Genomic DNA, 4,140 nt, shown 5'->3' on the forward strand with positions numbered 1-4,140 from the left:
GCATCGCCAAAGCTGAAAAAGCGATACCGCAGTGCATTGGCCACCTCATAGGCATGAAGAATGCATTCTCTTCCAACCAGTGCGGAAATCATCATGATCAGTGTTGACTCCGGAAGATGGAAATTCGTAATAATACCATCAATGACCCGATACGTATATCCCGGATAGATGAAAATATCCGTCCAACCGGTGTCTGCACGCAGTGAACCATATTTCTCGGCAACACTTTCTAACGTGCGTGTAGAGGTAGTCCCGACGGAGATAACGCGATGTCCTTCTTTTTTTGTCCGGACAATCAAGTCCGCCGTTTCCTGCGGTAAAACATAAAATTCAGAATGCATGGGGTGATCTTCAATATTCTCTTCAGAAACCGGACGAAACGTCCCCAGTCCCACATGCAGCGTCAGATACCCCAAGCGAATACCATGACGTTCTAAGTCTGCCAGCATTGCTTTTGAGAAATGAAGCCCTGCCGTCGGTGCAGCCGCAGAGCCATCCACTTTGGCGTAAACCGTCTGATAATCCTCTTTATTCTTGAGTTCCTCGGTAATATAAGGTGGCGTAGGCATTGTCCCTATGCGGTCTAACAATTCTTCCCACACCCCCTCATAACGAAAACGAATCAGGCGTTGACCATCTTCCTTAATGGATTCCACCGTACCGGTCATCATGGGGTCGGCATCGGAACCAAAAAATAAAACAGATCCTTCTCGCATTTTTTTGCCCGGCTTAACCAGACACTCCCAGAGATCACCTTCTTCACGCCGAAGCAGCAAAACCTCCACGCGCTCCTCTTTACCTTCTCGGTGACCGAAGAGGCGCGCGGGAATCACTTTGGTATCGTTCATAATAAGCGCATCTCCGGGCTCAAGATACGCTAAAAGAGAAGAAAAATGATCATGCGTCATCTTCCCCGTATCGCGATCCAGCACCATCAATCGGCAATCTTCTCTCTTCTTTGTCGGATGCTGAGCAATCAACTTCCGATCCAATGTATAACGAAAATCCGATGTTTTCATCGTCTCTCCTTTTCTATCGCACTAACGCCGCGTCCTTCGGAAACGGCGGATATTTACGTCATTAAAGAATCCTAAGAAAGCCGACTAATCCAGCAAAGTTCTTGAAGGAAGCGGAATGTCTAAATAACGGTACGCACTTGGCGTAAGAATGCGACCGCGGGGCGTTCGCGCTAAAAAGCCAATTTGCATCAGAAAGGGCTCAATGACGTCTTCAATTGTTCGGCTTTCTTCTCCCATGGAGGCAGCAACGGTATCCAAACCAACCGGACCGCCTGCGAACAGTTCCGCGATAATGGTTAGAAAGCGGCGATCTTCTTTATCCAAGCCAAGTGCATCCACTTCCAAAAGGCGAAGAGCTTCTTGCGTCACTTGCGGTGTGATTTCGCCTTCTCCGCACACTTCCGCAAAGTCGCGAATACGACGCAGAAGGCGATTGGCGACACGCGGCGTTCCACGGGATCGACGTCCGATTTCCATTCCTGATTCGGCATCAATCGCAATGTCAAGAATCCCGGCTGAACGGGTAACGACACGAGCCAACTCTTCCGGTTGATACGGTTCAAACGTTATTAATACGCCAAAGCGATCACGCAGAGGAGATGACAGCATCCCGCTTCTCGTGGTAGCGCCAATGAGCGTAAAGGGTTCTAATTCCAAGCGCAAACTCTGTGCCGTTGTGCCTTTTCCCACCATAATATCCAGAGCAAAATCCTCCATGGAGGAATACAGCACTTCTTCGATATTGCGGTTAATACGATGAATTTCATCAATAAACAGGACATCGCCGCGGTGAAGATTGGTCAAAATACTGGCTAAGTCCCCCTGCCGTTCTATAGCAGGTCCGGAAGTAATCTTAAGTCTTGATCCCATCTCGTTGGCAATAATGCCCGCAAGCGTAGTCTTTCCTAAGCCCGGAGGACCGGAGAGCAGCACATGATCCAGCGCTTCCCCTCTCGTCTTCGCCGCGCCCATAAAGATTTTTAATTTTTCTTTTGTTTTTTCTTGTCCGATATATTCATTGAGCCAACGCGGACGAAGATTGCCTTCGTTAAACGTATCTTCTGCGTTCGCTTGAATATCAATAATGCGATCCTGATCCAAAGCGCTCCCCTTTCCTTAAATCTTTCCTTAACCAAGTCTCTGTAACGCCATACGCATAAGAGCGGATAGAGGTAAAGAGGGATCTAACCCGTTTAAGGCGCGCATCGCTTCATTTCGCTGATAGCCAAGATTGATGAGTCCCTGCAAGGCTACGTCAAATTCCGCTTGTTCTTCTCCTTGCATAGGCAGAAGAGGTTCTTCGGTAAGGGAAAAATGCTTCAACTGATCGACTAATTCGAGGAGAATGCGACCTGCCGTCTTCTTACCGACCCCCGGTGCTTTTGTCAGCACCGAAATATCATGCTGTTGCACGGCGTGAATAATGCCTTCTACACCAACGGCAGACAAGATGGAAATAGCCACCTTTGGTCCGACAGCAGATACTTTCGTAAGGCGGTCAAACATCTCCCTTTCCTGCTCATCATAAAAGCCATAGAGAAAAACCCCATCTTCCCGTACGATGTAGCGCGTATAGACCTTCACCTCTTCGCCAACTTGAAAGCGTGACATAGCTTTGGTTGAGATGGCTAATTCATAGCCAATGCCATTATTCTCCAAAATCAGTTTTTCGGTCTCCATGGCGGTTACCTGACCGATAATATACGCATACATAGCTACCTCATTCGCTGTTGTTCCTTGAAGCGTTGCCCAAAGATATGGGTAATCGCAACCGCTAAGCCATCTGCCGCATCATCCGGTTTCGGGATCTCTTCGAGACGCAGAAGCATTCGAACGGCATTCTGCATCTGCGTTTTATTGGCGCGTCCATAGCCGGTGAGCGCCTGCTTTATCTGCCCTGGTGTATATTCATAGAGTGGAATATGCAAACGTGCAAAAGCGTTGACTTCCACCCCACGTGCCTGCGCAACGGTAATGCCTGTAGTCTTATTTTGATAGAAAAAAAGCTCCTCAAAGGCTGCCTCATCCGGCGCGGCATCCTTGAGCAGCTGATGCAATTGCTCATCTATTTGTCGTAATCTTGCCGGTAACGGCGTGTGCGCCGGCGTTTCTATACAACCAAAGGTTACCGTGCGAATCGTGTTACCATCAAAATCGATTATTCCATAGCCCACGCGCGCTAAACCGGGATCAATGCCTACGATTCTCATCGTGCGTACCTTTCAAGAACGGCATCGTTAAGGCCCATCCAAAATGCAAATTGATATACTTTAGCAATGGTGTTGTACAGATAATGGTTGACCTTGCTGTAAATCATATTGAGTTCGCGAAGTTCTAATCCGCTCTCCTCCACCGTCAGGCGGGAGAGGTGGTCAAAATCAAGTACAATCTGCGCATCCAAAGAGCCATTAAGCTGCAAGATTTTCTTGCGCAGAATACGACGGCTATAGAGATTGGCATAGCGACGTACTTCTTTATTGCCTTGTGTAGACGTTTTAATATGATGAAACACCATGGACTTTAGTCCCATCACCTTCCCCTGTTTGTGGTGATGATAGAGGATGGGCAGATTCGCTAATTGTTCCGGATCATACTCCTGTAACGCAAGACGCTCTAAGCGGTCAACAAAAAAAGCATTCTGACTTCCGGCAACATAGCCCTTCAAAAAAACAGCCAATTCAAAACGGTTCACGTCATCATTGATTAATTTCTTAATGGCAGAAACGATATAATCTCGATCTTTTCGATAGCGAAGGGATCGATTTAGGGACTTGCTCATTTGTTCCATAAGTCGATAGCCAGGCTGAAGATTCGCCAACTTTTGACGATGATCAATCATCGAGAGGAGAATGTGCATCGAGTCCGGGTCATTTTGATATAAAAAACGATTTTCCAGACCTTCCTCGACTTGAAGCAGTCGATTATCCATATCCTTACCTCCCTTCCGATGATCCCTTCCAGTATACACTATTTCCCGTGTATCGAAACTTTTTTACCGAAACAACAGGCAAAAAAACAGCCGCTTGAAATCGTTCAAGCGGCGCACACGTGCCATTGAGGATTCGAACCCCAGACCTTCTGGTCCGTAGCCAGACGCTCTATCCAGCTGAGCTAATGGCAC

The 4,140-nt window shown here is 47.6% G+C and carries 5 protein-coding genes and 1 tRNA gene; all 6 read right to left on the reverse strand.

What is annotated here, in order from left to right:
• On the reverse strand, positions 1–1,019 hold a 1,019-nt coding region (gene queA, locus RDL68_RS06080), incomplete at its 3' end, for a tRNA preQ1(34) S-adenosylmethionine ribosyltransferase-isomerase QueA (protein WP_308540787.1).
• An 84-nt stretch (positions 1,020–1,103) separates the two neighbouring features.
• A complete protein-coding gene (gene ruvB / locus RDL68_RS06085; RefSeq protein ID WP_308540788.1) occupies positions 1,104–2,120 on the reverse strand; it encodes a Holliday junction branch migration DNA helicase RuvB in 1,017 nt (338 codons plus the stop codon).
• 27 nt (positions 2,121–2,147) lie between these two features.
• Positions 2,148–2,732: a Holliday junction branch migration protein RuvA gene (gene ruvA, locus RDL68_RS06090; RefSeq protein WP_308540789.1), complete on the reverse strand. Its 585-nt coding sequence runs from the start codon at positions 2,730–2,732 to the stop codon at positions 2,148–2,150.
• Positions 2,733–2,734: 2 nt separating this feature from the next.
• A complete protein-coding gene (gene ruvC, locus RDL68_RS06095; protein WP_308540790.1) occupies positions 2,735–3,229 on the reverse strand; it encodes a crossover junction endodeoxyribonuclease RuvC in 495 nt (164 codons plus the stop codon).
• Positions 3,226–3,948, reverse strand: a complete 723-nt coding sequence (locus tag RDL68_RS06100) for a hypothetical protein (RefSeq protein ID WP_308540791.1) — start codon at positions 3,946–3,948, stop codon at positions 3,226–3,228. The genes ruvC and RDL68_RS06100 overlap by 4 nt, the downstream gene beginning before the upstream one ends.
• Positions 3,949–4,066: 118 nt before the next feature.
• Positions 4,067–4,140: transfer RNA gene (locus RDL68_RS06105), tRNA-Arg, on the reverse strand.

The sequence above is a fragment of the uncultured Murdochiella sp. genome (assembly GCF_902488755.1).
Classification (GTDB): domain Bacteria; phylum Bacillota; class Clostridia; order Tissierellales; family Peptoniphilaceae; genus Murdochiella.

What these genes read in the sequence shown, in the direction of transcription:
- ruvA (WP_308540789.1), bottom strand. Translation starts at nt 2,732, where the DNA reads ATGTATGCGTATATTATCGGTCAGGTAACCGCCATGGAGACCGAAAAA.
- ruvC (WP_308540790.1), bottom strand. Translation starts at nt 3,229, where the DNA reads ATGAGAATCGTAGGCATTGATCCCGGTTTAGCGCGCGTGGGCTATGGA.
- RDL68_RS06100 (WP_308540791.1), bottom strand. Translation starts at nt 3,948, where the DNA reads ATGGATAATCGACTGCTTCAAGTCGAGGAAGGTCTGGAAAATCGTTTT.